Below are 16840 nucleotides of genomic sequence, written 5' to 3'. Positions count from 1 at the left end.
CCCGATGCCGGAGATGTCCGAAGAACTCGACCAGATCGCCGTCGTGGGGATGGCCGGCCGCTTCCCCGGTGCCCCCGACGTCGACACCTTCTGGAGGAACCTGGAGGAGGGCCGGGAGTCGATCGAGGTGCTCTCCGAGGCCGGGCTGCGGGCCGCCGGGGTGGACCCGGAGGTGTCCGGCCGGGACGGCTACGTCCGGGCCAAGGGGGTGCTCGCCGGGGCCGACCGCTTCGACGCGGCCTTCTTCGGCTACAACCCGCGCGAGGCCGAGATCATGGACCCGCAGCACCGGGTGTTCCTGGAGTGCGCCTGGGAGGCCCTGGAGTCGGCCGGCTGCGTGCCGGAGGACTTCGAGGGCCGGATCGGCGTGTTCGCCGGCGCCGGGATGAACACCTATCTGCTGCACAACGTCACCGCCAACCGCCGGGTCTTCGAGTCGGCGGGGCCGTACCAGACGCTGCTGGCCTCCGACAAGGACTTCCTGGCCACCAGGGCCGCCTACAAGCTGGGCCTGACCGGCCCGGCGATGAGCGTGCAGACCGCGTGCTCGACCTCGCTCACCGCCGTCCACCTGGCCTGCCAGAGCCTGCTGAACGGCGAGTGCGACCTCGCCCTGGCCGGCGGGGTGTCGATCGGCTCCCCGCTGGAGCAGGGCTACCAGTACGAGCCGGGCGGCATCCTCTCCCCCGACGGGCACTGCCGGCCGTTCGACGCCTCGGCGGGCGGCACCGTGCCCGGCAACGGCGTCGGCGTGGTGGTGCTGCGCCGCCTGACCGACGCACGGCGCGACGGCGACCCGGTGGACGCCGTGGTGCTGGGCTCGGCGGTCAACAACGACGGTTCGCTGAAGGCCGGTTACACCGCGCCGAGCGTCGACGGGCAGGCCGCGGTGGTCTCCGAGGCGCTGGCGATGGCCGGGGTCGACGCGGGCTCGGTCGGCTACGTGGAGACGCACGGCACCGGCACCGCGCTCGGCGACCCGATCGAGATCGCCGCGCTGACCCGGGCCTTCCGCGAGGACACCGAGGAGACCGGCTACTGCGCGATCGGCTCGGTGAAGAGCAACATCGGCCACCTGGACGCCGCCGCCGGGGTCGCCGCGCTGATCAAGACGGTGCTGGCGCTGCGGCACGAGGCCATCCCGGCGTCCCTGCACTTCACCAAGCCGAATCCCGAACTCGACCTGGAGTCCGGCCCGTTCTTCGTCAACGACCGGCTGCGGCCGTGGCCCCGGGGGGAGCGTCCGCGCCGGGCCGGGGTCAGTTCCTTCGGCATCGGCGGCACCAATGTGCACCTGGTGCTGGAGGAGGCCCCCACGCCGGCGCCGGCGGAGGAGGGCGGCGACGAGGAGACCGCGCCGGTCCTGCTCCCGCTCTCCGGCCGCACCGCCGAGGCCGTCGCCGAGGGCGCCCGACGGCTCGCCGACCACCTGGAGGCCCACCCCGGACTGCGGCTCGACGACCTCGCCCACACCCTCACCCACCGGCGGCGCGCCTTCGGCCGGCGCGCCGCCCCGGTGGCCCCGGACCGGGCCGGGGCGGTGGCCGCGCTGCGCGCCGTGACCGCCGCCGCCACGACGGAGGCCGCCGAGGGCGCCCGGGTGGCGTTCCTGTTCCCCGGCCAGGGCACCCAGTACGTCGACATGGCCCGCGGCCTGTACCGCCGGGAGCCGGTGTTCACCGCCGAACTCGACCACTGCGCCGAGCTGTTCGCCGCCGAGCTGGGCGAGGACCCGCGCACCCTGCTGTTCCCCGCCCCCGGGGCGGCCGGGGCGGCGGCACAGCGGCTGACCCGTACCGAGTACGCCCAGCCCGCGCTGTTCCTGGTGGAGTACGCGCTGGCCCGGCAGTGGGCGGCCTGGGGCGTGCGGCCGGACGCGATGGTCGGCCACAGCGTCGGCGAGTACGTCGCCGCCTGCCTGGCCGGCGTGTTCGGACTCGAGGACGCGGTGCGGCTGGTGGCGGCCCGGGGCCGGCTGGTCGCGGCGATGCCCGCCGGGTCGATGCTCACCGTCTTCCTGTCCGAGCGGGACCTCGCGCCCTGGCTGGCCGAGGGCGCCGGCCTCGCCGTGGCCGCCCTCAACTCCACCGGGCTGAGCGTCGTCTCCGGCCCCGCCGACGCGGTGGACGGGCTGGAGCGACGGCTCAAGGAGGCCGACGTCCCCTGCCGCCGGCTGCACACCTCGCACGGCTTCCACTCCCCCGCCATGGACGGCGCCGTCGGCCCGCTGGTCGAGGCGGTCCGCTCGGTGCGGCTCGACCCGCCGAGGATCCCGTTCTGCTCCAACGTCACCGGCACCTGGATCACCGAGCGGGAGGCGACCGACCCCGAGTACTGGGGCCGTCACCTGCGCCAGCCGGTCCGCTTCGCCGACGCCGCGGCACTGCTGCTCGCCGACCCGTCCTGGGTGCTGCTGGAGGTCGGCCCCGGCCGCACCCTCGGCGACTTCGTCCGCCGCCACGGCGCCTGGCAGGAGGGCCGGACGGTGATCGGCTCGCTGCGCCACCCGCAGGAGCGGGAGGACGACGCGCTCGTGCTGCGCCGGGGCCTGGGCGCGCTGTGGAGCGCGGGCGTCCCGGTCGACCGGGACGTGCTGCGGCCGGGCGCCGACGGGCGGGTGCTGCGGCTGCCCGGCTACGCCTTCCAGCGCGAACGCTACTGGGTGGAGCCGGACGGCGCCGCCCCGGGAACGCCCGCGGCCGCCGACGGGGCGACCGCGACCGGGCCGGTCCCGGTCGAGGACTGGTTCCGCACGCCCGGCTGGCGGCGCCTCGCCCCGCGGACCGGTCCCGCCGTCCGGACCGGCAGGAGCGGTCCCGGCAGCGGGCCGCTGTGGGTGGTGCTGGGCGACAACACCGGCCTCGGCGCCGCACTGGCCGGGCGGCTGGCCGAGGGCGGCGCCGCCGTGGTCCGGGTCGGCACCACCGACGGCTCGGAGCGCACCGACGGGCTGCGCGTCCCCGGCCCGCACGCCCGCGGCACCGACGCCTGGTCGCTGGACCCGGACGACCGTGCCCAGGCCGCCGGACTGCTCGGCACGCTGGACCTCCGCGGCGCGGACTCGCTGCGCCTGGTGCACCTGTTCAGCCTCGGTGACGACCTGTCCGACGGCGACGTGCTGAACGGCGAGGCACTGGACGAGGCCCGGCTGAACGCCGCCCGCCGGCTCGGCCCCGACAGCCTGGCCGCCCTCGCCCAGGCCCTCACCGACGCCCGCCCCGCCGTCCCGGTCACCGTCGACGTGCTCTGCCGGGGCGTCCACGGCGTCACCGGCGACGAGCCGCTGCGGCCCGAGCAGGCCATGCTGGCCGGCCCCTGCACGGTGATCCCCCAGGAGCTGCCGGACGTCGGCTGCCGCCTGCTGGACGTCACCGGCGCCGACCCGGCCGCCCCCGCGGAGGAGGCGGTGCGCGCGGTGCTCGAGCTGCTGCTGCGCGACCCGGAGGAGCGCGAGCTGGCCCTGCGCGGCCGGCACTGGTGGGTGCGGGAGTTCGACCCGCTCCCGCTCCCGGCCGGGGGCGCGAACGACGGACCGGCCGGGGAGACGACCGAGGCACCGGCCCGGGACGCGACCGGGGTACCGACCGACCTTCCGGCGCACCCCCGCGACGGCGGCGTCTACCTGGTCACCGGCGGCCTCGGCGGCGTCGGCCTGGCCCTCGCCGAACAGCTGGCCGAGGGCGTGAGGGCACCGGTGCTCGGCCTGCTCGGCCGCTCCGACTTCCCCGCCGAGGAGGACTGGCCGGCCTGGCTGGAGGAGCACGGCGAGCAGGACCCGACCGGCGCCCGGATCCGCCGGCTCACCCGACTCCGGGAGCGCGGCGCACGGATCGCGCTGCTGCGGGCCGACGTCACCGACGAGCGCGAACTCGGCGCCGCGCTGGCCGCCCTGCGCGCCCGGTTCGGCCCGCTGAACGGCGTGGTGCACGCGGCCGGGGCACCGTCCACCGGCATGCTCGCCCGCCGGACCCGGGCGGACGCCGACGCGGTCCTGGCGGCGAAGACCGTCGGCACCCTGCTGCTGGACCGGCTGTGCGCGGACGACCCGCTGGACTTCCTGCTGCTCTGCTCCTCGGTCAGCGCCGTCCTGGGCGGCCCCGGCCAGAGCGACTACGGCGCGGCCAACGCCTTCCTGGACGCCTTCGCCCAGTGGCGGCGCCGGCAGGGCCGTCCGGTCACGGCGCTCGGCTGGGGCACCTGGGAGGGCGTCGGCATGGCCGCCGGTCTCACCGCCCGGGCATCGGCCACTGGACCGGACACCGGCCACCCGCTGCTGCGCCCGGTCCGCGCCGAGGGCACCACCGTCGTGTACGAGACGGTGCTCTCCACCGCGGACAGCTGGATCGTCGACGACCACCGGCTGATGGGCCACGGCCTGGTGCCGGGCACCGCCTACCTCGAACTGGTGCGGGCCGCCCTGGCCGGGCAGGCCGGGGGGCGTGAGACCGAGCTGCACGACGTGCTGTTCATGACGCCCGTGATCGTCCCCGACGGGCAGACCCGGACGGTGTTCACCACGGTCGAGGAGCGCGACGGCCGACCGCACTTCACCGTCCGCAGCCGCCCGGCGGCGGACGCCCCGTGGCGCGAGCACGCGACCGGCTCGGCCTCGTTCCACGAGCGCGGCCCCGACGTCGTCCGCGACCTGGCCGAGGTGGCGGAGCGCTGCGAGGTGACGGAGGTCCTGGAGACCGAGGAGGAGATCCGGCGCCGGCTCGGGGTGGAGCGCTTCGAGGAGGGCGGCGGGCCGCTGCGCTTCTGGTTCGGACCGCGCTGGCAGGTGCTGAAGACCATCCGCACCGGCGGACGGCGGATGCTGGCCACGCTCCGGCTGGACGAGGCCTTCCTCGCCGACCTGGCGGACTACCCGCTGCACCCGGCCCTGCTCGACATGGCCGGCGGCGTCTTCCGGCTGCACGCGGAGGACCCGTACTACCTCCCGCTGACCTATCGCAGCCTGCGGATCCTGCACCCGCTGACCGGCACGGTGGAGGTCGCGGTGGAGATCAAGCACCCGGCCGGGTCGACCGGGGAGACCCTCACCTGCGACCTCGAACTCCTGGACCCGGACGGCCGGTTGCTGGTCGCGGTGACCGACTTCACGGTGAAGCGGATCAATGACGTCGAGGCGCTGCTGACCCAGATCGGACAGACCGTCGCGGAGGCGGAAGCGGCCGGCGCGGACACCGGCGACGGGAGCACCGGGGCCGCCGGGCGCACCGCGACGGCCGGGACCACCGGGACGGGAGCCGCCGGGGCGCTGGCCGCGCTCGCCGAGGGCTTCGGCGAGGCGGAGGGCCGGGCCGCGTTCGCCCGGGTCCTGGCACAGCCGGAGCTCCCGGCCCACCTGGTCGTCACCCCGCAGGACTTCACGGCACTGCGGCGGCTGGCCCGCTCGATCACCCCGGCGCTGCTGGCCCGTGAGCTGGAGCAGCTGGCCCCGCTCGGCGGCAGCCACCCCCGGCCCGAGCTGGCGACCCCGTTCGTGGCACCCGCGACCGAGCGGGAGGAGGCCGTCGCGGCGCTCTGGCGCGAGGTGCTGGGCGTCGAGGAGGTCGGCGTGCACGACGACTTCTTCGCCCTGGGCGGCCACTCGCTGGCCGCGGTGCAGATCAACACCCGGATCCGGAGCCGCTTCGGCACCGAGCTCGACCTGCGGGACTTCTTCCACTCCCCCACCGTCGCCCACACCGTCGACCTGCTGGCCGGGGGCGGCGGCGACGGAGGCGGCGACGGGGACACCATCGAGGCCCTGAGTCGCGCCGGGGCCGGGCGGACGAGCGCCGGACACGACGGCCCCGACAGCCTCGACGGTACGGACGACCTGGACGACCTGGACGAACTCGACGACCTCGCCGGCCTGTCCGACGAGGAGGTGGAGGCCCGCCTCCAGGCCCTGCTGGCCGAGGAGGACACCGAGGACACCGCCGGCCCGGGAGACCAGGCATGAGCGCCCCCGCCCGCGACACCGCCGGAACACCCGAGGACGGACGTGCCATGACCACCCCCGACCCCACGACGCTCTCCGCCGCCGAGAAGCGCGCACTCCTCGCCGAACGCCTGCGCCGCAAGAAGGCCGCCGCCGCCCGGCCCCGGGAGCACCGGTTCCCGGCCTCCTTCCCGCAGCAGCGGATGTGGTTCCTGGACCAGCTGACACCGGGCGACACCGCCTACAACGTCTGCGGCGCCACCCGGATCCGCGGTCCGCTCGACCTGGACGTCTGGCGGCGCGCCGTCTCCGCGATCGCCCGCCGCCACGAGGCGCTGCGCACCACCTTCCGGGAGGTGGACGGCGAGCCCGTCCAGGTGGTCACCGAGGGCGCCGAGCCCGGCTTCGCCGTCGTGCCGTGCGAGCACCTGGCCGGGCCGGACGGCGAGGAGGGCGTGCAGTCCCTGGCCCGGGAGGAGTTCGCCCGCCCGTTCGACCTGGCCACCGGCCCGCTGGTGCGGATGCGCTTCCTGCGGCTCGCCGCCGACGAGCACGTGCTGCTGCTGACCATCCACCACATCGCCGGCGACCTCTGGTCCACCTCGGTGTTCCTGGACGAGCTGGTCACGCTCTACGGCGCCTGTGCGGGCGGCACCGAGCCCGCCCTGCCCGAACTGCCCGTCCAGTACGCCGACTACGCGGTGTGGCAGCGCAAGCGGCTGGAGGGCGACGGCGCGCGGGCCGACCTGGAGTACTGGCGGCGGACGCTGGACGGGGCCCCGGCCGCCCTGGAACTGCCCACCGACCGTCCCCGCCCACCCGTGCAGAGCACCCGCGGCGGCTCCCGCCCGTTCGCCCTTTCCGCCGAACTGATGGACCGGGTCAGGGAGTTCAGCCGGACCGAGGGCGTCACTCCGTTCATGACGCTGCTCGCCGCCTTCCAGGTGCTGCTGCACCGCTACACCCGGGAGGAGGACGTGGTCGTCGGCGTGCCGGTCGCCAACCGGGGCCGCCCCGAGGTCGAGCGGCTGATCGGCTACTTCGCCAACATGCTGGCCCTGCGCACCGACCTGTCGGGCGCCCCGTCCTTCCGTGAACTCCTGGGCCGGGTGCGGCCGGTGTGCCTGGGCGCGTTCGCCCACCAGGAGCTGCCGTTCGAGCGGCTGGTGGAGGAGCTGCACCCGCGCCGGGACCTCTCCCGCACCCCGGTGTTCCAGGTCTCCTTCGTGTTCCAGAACATCGCGATGCCCTCCTTCGACGTGGCGGGCCTGCACCTGGAGCCGATCGAGGTCGCCGGCAGCACCGCCCGCTTCGACCTGGAACTCCAGGTCTTCGACCGGCCGGAGGGCCTGAGCGGCCGGTTCGAGTACAACAGCGACCTGTTCGACGCCGCCACCGTCGACCAACTGGCCGCCCACCTGAGGCTGTTGGTGGAGCAGTTGATCGACGGTCCGGACCGCCCGGTGGGCACGGTGCCGATGCTCACGGCCGAGGAGGAACGGCGGCTGCGCGAGCAGGGCAACGACACCCACCGGGAGTGGCCCGACCGGTCCCCGGTCCACCGGCTGTTCGCCGAGCAGGCCGCCCGCACCCCGGACGCCGAGGCGGTGCGCTGCGGCGCCGAGGCGCTGGACTACGCGGAACTGGACCGGCGCTCCGGCCTGCTGGCCCGCCGCCTGCGCCGGCACGGCGTGGGCCGGGACGTCCTGGTGGGCGTGTGCACCGAGCGCTCGGTCGACCTGGTGGTGGCGCTGCTGGCGGTGCTGAGGTCGGGCGGCGCGTTCGTCCCGATCGACCCGGAGTTCCCGCCGGAGCGGATCGCCCACATGCTGGCCGACTCGGGCCTGCCGGTGCTGCTCACCCAGCGGCCGGTGGCGGAGCGGCTGCCCGCGACCGGCGCCGAGGTGCTCTGCCTGGACGGGGCGGACGAGCCCGACGGGCGGGGCGAGCGGGGCGAGCGGGCCACCGCGGAACCGGCCGAGGACCCGGCCGAGGACCCGGTGGTGGCCGAGGAGGACCTCGCCTACGTCATCTACACCTCGGGCTCCACCGGGCGGCCGAAGGGCGTGCAGGTCCCGCACCGGGCGCTGGCCAACTTCCTGCGCTCGATGCGGGAGCGACCGGGCCTGACGGCCGAGGACACCCTGCTCGCCGTCACCACCCACTCCTTCGACATCTCGCTGCTGGAACTGCTGCTGCCGCTGGTCACCGGCGCCCGGGTGGTGGTCGCCGAGCGCGGCGCGGCCGCCGACGGCGAGCAGCTGTCGCGCCTGCTGGCGGCCTCCGGGGCGAGCGTCGTCCAGGCCACCCCGTCCACCTGGCGGATGCTGCTGGACGCGGGCTGGCCGGGTGCGCCCGGGCTGAAGGCGCTGGCGGGCGGCGAGGCGCTGCCCGCCGGACTGGCCCGGCGGCTGCGGGACGGCGGGGTGGAGCTGTGGAACATGTACGGGCCCACCGAGACCACCATCTGGTCGGCGGTGGCCGAGGTCGGGGACGGCCCGATCTCGATCGGCGCGCCGATCGCCAACACCGAACTGCACGTGCTGGACGAGCAGGGCCGGCTGACGCCGCCCGGGGTGCCCGGCGAGCTGTACATCGGCGGCGCCGGCCTGGCCCGGGGCTACCTGGGCCGGCCGGAGCTGACCGCCGAGCGGTTCGTGCCGCACCCGTTCGGGGCGGGGCCGCAGGACCGGCTGTACCGCACCGGGGACCTGGTGCGCCGCCGGCGGGACGGCGGCATCGAGTTCCTCGGGCGGCTGGACCACCAGGTGAAGGTGCGGGGCTTCCGGATCGAGCTCGGCGAGATCGAGAGCGAGCTGGCCCTGCGGCCCGAGGTCGGCCACGCGGTGGTGACGGTCCGCGAGGACGTCCCCGGTGACCAGCGGCTGGTGGCGTACGTGGTGCCGGCCGCCGACGGGGGCCCCGGCCCGGCGGAGGAGTGGCCGGACCAGGTCGAGGAGTGGCGCCGGATCTGGGACACCGCCTACGACGACCCGGACACCGCCCCGGCCCCCGCTCCCGCCGTCCCTGCCCCGGCCCCCGCCTTCGCCACCCCCGCCGACCCCGGCACCCCCGCCGACCCCGGCATTCCGGCCGAGGACCTGCGCGGCTGGAACAGCAGCTACACCGGGGAGCCGATCCCGGCCGGGGAGATGCGCGAATGGGCCGACCGCACCGCCGAGCGGGTGCTCGGCCTGCGCCCCCGCTCGGTGCTGGAGATCGGCTGCGGCACCGGCCTGATCCTCCAGCGGGTCGCCCCGCAGGTCGAGCGCTACTGGGGCACCGACATCTCCGAGGTCGCCCTCACCGGTCTGCAGGAGGTCGTCGACCGCGCCGGTGACAGCCTCGGCGAGGTCGCGCTGCACCTCTGCGCGGCCGACCGGCTCGACCGGCTGCCCGAGCGGCTCTTCGACGTGATCGTGCTCAACTCGGTGGTCCAGTACTTCCCGGACGAGCGCTACCTGCTGCGGGTGATCGAGGGCGCGCTGCCCCGGCTCGCCCCGGGCGGCTCGCTGTTCCTCGGCGACATCCGCAGCCTGCCGCTGCTGGAGTCCTTCCACCTGTCGGTCCAGCTCGCCCACGCCGAACCGGGCCTGCCGGACGCCGAGTTGCTCGCCCGGACCCGCCGCCGACTGGCCGAGGACGAGGAACTCGTCTTCGACCCGGCGCTGTTCACCGCCCTGCCGAGCCGCTTCCCGGCCCTCCGCGAGGTCCGGGTGCTGCCCAAGCGGGCCGCCACCGCCAACGAGCTGACCCGGTTCCGCTACGACGTCGTCCTCACCACCGGACCGGCCGCCGAGCCGGGAGAAGCACCGGAGACACCGGGGGCACCGGACGCCGAGCCGCTGGACTGGGCCGCCGAGGGCCTGACCGTGGCCGCGCTGGGCGAGCGTCTGAGGGCCCTGCGGCCCGCACTGCTCGCCGTCCGCGGCGTGCCCAACGCCCGGCTCCGCGAGCTCGCCGACACCCTCGACCGGCTCGTCGACGGCCCCGGACCGCGCGCGGACCGGCCCGGGGCCGTCGACCCCGAGGAGCTGTGGGCCCTCGGCGAGGCGCTCGGCTACCGGATCGACCTCGACTGGTCCGAACACGGCCCGGACGGCGCGTTCACCCTGCTCGCCCGCCGGCTCGAGGCCGACGCCCGGCCCGGAACCGCCCTCCCGGGCACCGTGCGGCCACCGGCGGCGGAACCCGACTGGGGTCGCCTGGTCAGCGGCACCCGGCGCCGGCTCGCCCGCCGTCTCGTCCCGGTACTGCGCTCCGCCCTGGCCGAACGCCTGCCCGGCTACATGGTCCCGTCCGCGTTCGTCCTGCTGGACGCGCTGCCGCTGACCCCCAACGGCAAGACCGACCGCAAGGCCCTGCCCGCGCCCGACGGCGACCGCCGCAACCTCGACGCGGTGTACGTCGCACCGCGCGACGAGCGCGAGGAGGCGCTCTGCGCGCTGTTCGCCAAGGTGCTCGGGGTACCCGCGGTCGGCGTCCACGACAGCTTCTTCGACCTGGGCGGCCACTCTCTGCTCGCCACCCGGCTGGTCTCCCGGATCCGGGCCACCCTGGGTGCCGAGGTCCAGGTCCGCTCGCTGTTCGAGACCCCGACGGTGGCCGGACTGGCCGGCCGTCTCGCCGCCGAGGACCCGGACCGGGCCCCCGGGGCGGCCCGCCCGGCGCTGGCCCCCGAGCCCCGGCCGGCCGAGCTGCCGCTCTCCTTCGCCCAGCGCCGGCTGTGGTTCCTCGACCGGCTGGAAGGCCCCTCCGCCACCTACAACATCCCGATGGCGGTGCGGCTCACCGGCCCCCTGGACACCGGCGCCCTGCAGGCCGCGCTGGCCGACGTGGTCGAGCGGCACGAGGCGCTGCGCACCGTCTTCCCCGACACCGGCGGCGTGCCGCGCCAGCACGTGCTGGACCCGGCCGACACCCGCCCGGCGCTGACCGTGACCGAGGTTCCGGAGGCCGGGACGGAACCGCCCGGGACCGGGACCGAACCGCCCGGGACCGGTACCGCCGCCGCCGTACGCGCCGCCGCGCGGCACCGCTTCGACCTCGCCCGCCGGATCCCGCTGCACGCCGAACTGCTGGTGCACGGCCCGGAGCGGCACACCCTGGTCCTGGTGGTGCACCACATCGCCGCCGACGGCTGGTCCGTCGCCCTGCTCGGGCGCGACCTCGCCACCGCCTACACCGCGCGCCTCGGCGGCCGCCCGCCGCAGTGGGCGCCGCTGCCGGTCCAGTACGCCGACTACACCCTGTGGCAGCACCGGCTGCTCGGCGGCCAGGACGACCGGGACAGCCTGCGCAACAGCCAACTCGCCTACTGGCGCGAGGCCCTGGCCGGACTGCCGGACCGGATCGCACTGCCCGTCGACCGCCCGCACCCGGCCTCGGCCACCCACCGGGGCGGCACCGTCGCCCTGCACTGGGACGCCGAACTGCACACCGCCGTCACCACGCTCGCGCGCCGCCACGACGCCAGCGAGTTCATGGTCGTGCACGCGGCCCTGGCCGCCCTGCTGCACCGGCTCGGCGCCGGTGACGACATCCCGGTCGGTGCGACCGTCGCCGGCCGCACCGACGCCGCCACCGAGGACCTGGTCGGCTTCTTCGTCAACACCCTGGTGCTGCGCGCCGACCTGTCGGGGGCACCGACCTTCCGGGAGCTGCTGGCCCGGGTCCGCGAACGCGGCCTGGACGGGTACGCCCACCAGGACGTCCCGTTCGAGTTCCTGGTCGACGCGCTGCGCCCGGCCCGCTCCACCGCGCACCACCCGCTGTTCCAGGTGCTGCTCGCCTGGCAGAACGTCCCGGACGCGGTGCTCGGCCTGCCCGGTCTGGCCGAGGAGGCCGTGCCGGTGGACAGCGGCGGGGCCCGGACGGACCTGGTGTTCTCGCTGACCGGCCGCCGTGCCCCCGGCGACGGCGCGCCCGCCGGGATCGACGGCGTGGTGGAGTACAACGCCGACGTCTTCGACCCGGCGACCGTGGAGCTGCTGGCCGAACGCCTGCGGCGGATGCTGCTTGCGGTGTGCGCCGCGCCGGACCGCCCGGTCGCCGAGGCCGAACTGCTCTCGCCCGACGAGCGGCACCGGCTGCTGGCCGACTGGGCCGGCACCGCGTTCCCCGCTCCCCGACAGCCCGCCACCCTGCCCGCGCTGTTCGAGGCCCAGGTGGCCCGCACCCCGGAGCGGACCGCCGTCGTCGACCCCGAACGGGAGCTGACCTACGCCCAGCTGGACGCGGAGGCCAATCGGCTGGCCCGTCTGCTGATCGCCCGCGGCGCGGGCCCGGAACGACCGGTCGCGGTGGCACTGGGCCGCTCGGCCCGGTCCGTGGTGGCCATGCTGGCCGTGGCCAAGGCCGGCTCGGCCTATCTGCCGGTCGACCCGGACTACCCGGCGGCGCGGATCGCCTTCCTGCTCGACGACGCCCGCCCGGTGCTGGTGCTGACCGACGACGGATCGGCCGCCGCACTGCCGGAGGGCGAGGTCCCGGTGCTGCGGCTGGACCGGCCCGAGGTGCTCGCGGACCTGGCCGCCCGGCCCGCCGCCGCGCCGACCGACGCCGACCGTTCCGGGCCGCTGACCCCGGGACACGCGGCGTACATCATCTACACCTCGGGATCCACCGGCACCCCCAAGGGCGTGGTGGTCACCCACACCGGCATCCCCGGCCTGGTCGCGGCGCAGGCCGAGGGCTTCGGGCTGGACGGGCACAGCCGGGTGCTGCAGTTCGCCTCGCCGAGCTTCGACGCCTCGGTGGCGGAGCGCTGCGACGCGCTGCTGACCGGCGCCGCGCTGGTGGTCGTCCCCAAGGAGGACCTCCTCCCCGGCGAGCCGCTGACCCGGACCTGCGAGCGCTACGGCGTGACCAACGCGACCCTGCCGCCCAGTGTGCTGGCCGCCGTGCCGCAGGGCGGGCTGCCCGCCGGGCTGTCCCTGGTGGTCGCGGGCGAGTCCTGCCCGGCCGAGCTGGTCGACCGGTGGTCCGCGGACCGGCGGATGGTGAACGCCTACGGGCCGACCGAGACCACCGTGTGCGCCACCCTGACCGGCCCGCTGGCGCCGGGCACCGGTGCCCCGCCGGTCGGCCGACCGATCGCGGGCGCCCGGGTGTACGTCCTGGACGAGGGCCTGCGTCCGGTGCCCGCCGGGGTGCCCGGCGAGCTGTTCGTGGCCGGCGCCGGCCTGGCCCGCGGCTACCTGGGCCGGCCCGGGCTGACCGCGCGCCGCTTCCTGCCCGACCCGTTCGGCGCACCCGGCACCCGGATGTACCGGACCGGGGACCTCGTCCGGTGGAGGGCGGACGGCCGGCTGGACTTCCTCGGCCGCACCGACCACCAGGTGAAGGTCCGCGGCTTCCGGATCGAACTGGGCGAGATCGAGTCCGCGCTGTCCGCCCACCCGGACACCGCCCGGGCCGTGGTGACGGTCCGGGAGGACCGGCCGGGGCAGCGCACCCTGGTCGGCTACCTGGTCCCCCGGCCGGGGGCGGCGCCCGACCCGGCGGCGGTCCGGGCCGCGCTCGCCGACCGGCTGCCGCCGTACCTGGTCCCGGCCGCGGTGGTGGTGCTCGCCGAACTGCCGCTCACCACCAACGGCAAGGTGGACCGCGAGCGGCTGCCCGCCCCCGGCCACGCCCCGGGCGCCGGGTCCGGCCGGCCGCGCACCCCGGTCGAGGAGACCCTGTGCGCGATCTTCGCCGAGGTGCTCGGGCTGCCCGAGGTGGGCACCGGGGACGGCTTCTTCGACCTCGGCGGCGACAGCATCCAGGCGATCCAGGTGGTCTCCCAGGCAAGGAGCGCCGGGCTGGTGATCAGCGCCCGGGACGTCCTCGCCCATCAGTCGGTGGGCGCGCTGGCAGCCGTGGCCGTCGCCGCCGACGGAGCGGCCGGACCCGAGGACGACGGCGTCGGCGCGGTCGGGCCCACCCCGATCGTCGAGTGGCTGCGCGAGGTGGACGCCCCGATCGGCGGGTTCAGCCAGGAGGCGGTGATCGCCGTCCCCCCGGCCGGGGTGCTGGACCTGCCGCGGCTGACCGCCGCGCTCCAGGCGCTGGTGGACCACCACGCGGTGCTGCGCTCCCGGCTCACCACGGGGCCGGACGGCCGCTGGGGCCTGGAGACCGGCCCGGTCGGCTCGGTGCGGGTCGCCGACCACCTGGTCCGGACGGACGCCGCCGGAGCGGACGCCGAACACCTGCGGGCGCTGACGGCCGCCGGGGCCGCCGACGCCCGCCGACGCCTGGACCCGGCCGCCGGGGTGATGCTCCGGGCGGTCTGGCTGGACGCCGGGGAGCACGCCCCCGGCCGGCTGCTGCTGGTCCTGCACCACCTGGTGGTGGACGGCGTCTCCTGGCGGATCCTGCTGCCGGACCTCCGGGCCGCCGGCGAGGCCGTCCTCGCGGGCCGGCCGGTGCTGCTGGCGCCGGTCGGCACCTCGGTGCGCCGCTGGTCCGAGCTGCTGGCCGCCGAGGCCGCGGCACCGCACCGGCTGGCCGAACTCCCCGAGTGGCAGCGCCTGCTGACCGGCGCCCCGGCCCTGCTGCCCGCCGAGACGGTCGCCGGATCCGTCACCGGCACCGGACGGCTGGTCCTCACCCTGCCGCCCGAGGACACCGCCGCACTGCTCGGCACCGCGCCCGGCGCCTTCCACACCGGTGTGCAGGAAGTCCTGCTGGCCGCCTTCGGCGTCGCCCTGGAGGAGTGGCGCCGCCGCCGCGCACCGCTGGACCCGCCGGCCGAGGGCGTCCTGGTCTCCGTGGAGAACCACGGCCGCCAGGAGGACCTCGCCGACGGCGTCGACCTGTCCCGCACCGTGGGCTGGTTCACCAGCGTCCAGCCGGTCCGGCTCGCCCCCGGTCCGCTGGACTGGCCCCGGGTCACCGGGGCCGGGGCGGAGCTGGCCGCCGCCGTCGTCCGGGTCCGGGAACAGCTGGCCGCACTGCCCGGCGACGGCCTCGGCCACGGGCTGCTGCGCCGGCTCAACCCCGCGACCGCCCCGGCACTGGCCGAACTGCCATCCCCCCAGGTCGCGTTCAACTACCTCGGACGCTTCGCCGACGCCGGTCCGGACACCCCCTGGGCGCCGGTCACCGCCGACGCGGCACTCGCCCTGGGCGCCCCGGACGCGCCGGACGCCCCGGACGCCCCGGACGCCCCGGACGCGCCGAACGCGCCGGTCGGCCTGCTCACCCACCCCGTGGAGCTCAACGCCGTCACCTACGACAGCCCCGACGGCCCCCGGCTGGCGGCCGGCTGGACCTGGGCACAGGGCCCGCTGACCGAGCCCGAGGTGCGCGAACTGGCCGAACTCTGGTTCGCCGCCCTCAGGGCCGTGACCGGCTGCGCCGCCCTGCCCGGTGCCGGCGGGCCGCCGCCCGCGGGGCCCACCACCCGCCGGCGCCACCGGCCCGCGCGGGCGGCCCGGGCGGGCGGCCCGGTGCCGCCCGCCGACCGCACCCACGGTGTGCCGCTGTCCTTCGCCCAGTCGGACATCGTCCACCAGCCCGTCGACCCGGGATCCTCGCACCACAACGTGATCACCGCGACCGTCCTCACCGGCACCCTCGACCCGGCGGCGCTGCGGGCGAGCCTCGACACCGTCGTGGCGCGCCACGAGGCGCTGCGGACCAGGATCGTCGAGGACGGGCCCGGCGACTGGCGCCAGCTGACCGACCCCGTCGGCGGCTGGCCGCTCGCCACCGTCGACCTGCGCGGGGAGCCCGCCGCCGACCGCCGGGAGGCGGTGCGCCGGCTGGTCGCGGCCGAGGTGGACCGCCCGTTCCGGCTGGCCGAGGGCCCCTTGGTGCGCGGCACCCTGATCGCCACCGCCCCCGGCGAGTGGGTGCTGGTGCTGGTGCTGCACCACATCGTGGTCGACCTGTGGTCCTACGCGCTGCTCGGCCGCGAGCTCGGCGAGCTGTACGCGGCCCAGGTGCTGGGCCGCGAACCGGACCTGCCCACGCCGTCCGTCCAGTACCCGGACTGGGCGGCCTGGCAGCGGCGGCGGCTCGCGGACGGCGAGCTGGACGAGCACCTCGCCCACTGGGAGGGGCTGTTGGCGGACCTGCCGGCGCTCCCCCGGTTCGAGGCGCCGGAGCACCAGCGGACCGACGCCGTCAGCGGGTACACCAGCGGCTTCGTCCTGGAGCCCGGACTCACCGCGGCCCTCAAGGAGGCGGCGCAGCGCGAGGGCGTGACCCTGTTCATGCTGCTGCTCACCGGCTTCCACCTGCTGCTGCAGAGCTACGCGCAGGGCGGGGAGGCGGCGGACGGGGCACCGGGCGGAACGGCCGACGGGGTGTCGGACGGAGTGTCGGACGGGACGGCGGTCGGCGACCTCGCGGTCGGCTTCCCGCTGGCCGGCCGGGAGCACCCGCAGACCGAGCAGATGATCGGCTTCTTCATCAACCCGGTCGTGGTGCGTCCCCGCCCGGCCGCCGACGCCACCGTCCGAGAGCTCCTGGCGGCCGTCCGGTCCGGTGTGCTGGACGCCCATCTGCACCAGGAGGTCCCGCTGCGGCAGCTCCGCAAGGACTCCGGGGAGGACCACAACCCGCTGCGGCTGCTGTTCAACCTGCTGAACGTGGCCGGCGACCCGCTGGACCTGCACGGTCTGACGGCGTCGCCGCTGAGCCTCGACGTCGGCGACGCCGAGGTGATCCCGGAGCTGGTCACCGAGATGCGCCCGCACAACGCCGACCTCTACCTGATGATGCACGAGTCCGAGGCCGGGCTGCGCGGCCTGTGGCTGTACTCGCCGGAGCGGATCGACCCGCGGTCGACGGCGGCCATGATGCGCCAGTGGCCCTTCGTGCTGGAGCTGTTGACGCACCGGCCGGACCTGCCGCTGGCCGAGCTGCGGCGCCGTGTCCGCGACCGCCCGACGGCCTGACCGCCCGTCCTCTCCCCCG

2 protein-coding genes are annotated in these 16840 nt (G+C 76.5%); both read left to right on the top strand.

Going from position 1 to position 16840, the window contains the following annotated elements:
* The first annotated feature begins 4 nt into the window (after positions 1 to 4).
* The gene (locus ACIPYS_RS07810; RefSeq protein ID WP_400744560.1) at positions 5 to 5950 is read left to right on the top strand and encodes an SDR family NAD(P)-dependent oxidoreductase; all 5946 of its coding nucleotides are present in this window, start codon (positions 5 to 7) and stop codon (positions 5948 to 5950) included.
* On the top strand, positions 5947 to 16821 hold the full coding sequence (locus ACIPYS_RS07805) for an amino acid adenylation domain-containing protein (protein WP_400744557.1): 10875 nt from the start codon (positions 5947 to 5949) through the stop codon (positions 16819 to 16821). Before ACIPYS_RS07810 ends, ACIPYS_RS07805 begins: the two co-directional genes overlap by 4 nt.
* Positions 16822 to 16840 lie beyond the last annotated feature (19 nt).

This window comes from Kitasatospora sp. NPDC089913 (assembly GCF_044748625.1).
Classification (GTDB): domain Bacteria; phylum Actinomycetota; class Actinomycetes; order Streptomycetales; family Streptomycetaceae; genus Kitasatospora.
Note: the sequence above shows the minus strand (reverse complement) of the source record. Positions and strands in the feature narration are given on the sequence as shown.